This window comes from Aeromonas sp. PrichA-15, assembly GCF_017939245.1.
In the GTDB taxonomy this organism is placed as follows: Bacteria; Pseudomonadota; Gammaproteobacteria; order Enterobacterales; family Aeromonadaceae; genus Aeromonas; species Aeromonas caviae.
Genome location: NZ_JAGKRH010000259.1, coordinates 1 through 293, shown reverse-complemented (window position 1 = coordinate 293; position 293 = coordinate 1). Strand labels below are relative to the sequence as shown.

The window sequence follows — 293 nt, the reverse complement described above, 5'->3', positions numbered from 1 at the left end:
GCCTTGTTTACCTGGGTCAATGCCCGTCGCCAAGCCGCTGGTCAGTCTATCATTGCCATCGATGGCAAGACCATACGAGGGGCAGTCAACCAACACGGGTCCGATAATTGCCTGCATCTGGTGACGGCGTTTGATACCGGTGAGGGGCTGGTGCTCTGCCAGAAGGCCACTCAACACAAAGGCGGGGAAATCGAGACAGTAAGACAGCTGATTGATTGCCTTGATATTAAAGATGCCATCGTGACCATGGATGCCCTGCACTGTCAGAAAGAAACCTTGCAGCGACTGACCGC

1 protein-coding gene is annotated in these 293 nt (G+C 54.3%); it reads left to right on the top strand.

The window, feature by feature from the left end; all coding sequences use genetic code 11:
* The coding region (locus J9889_RS20665; protein ID WP_210557954.1) for an ISAs1 family transposase at positions 1-293 on the top strand (293 nt) is incomplete at both ends.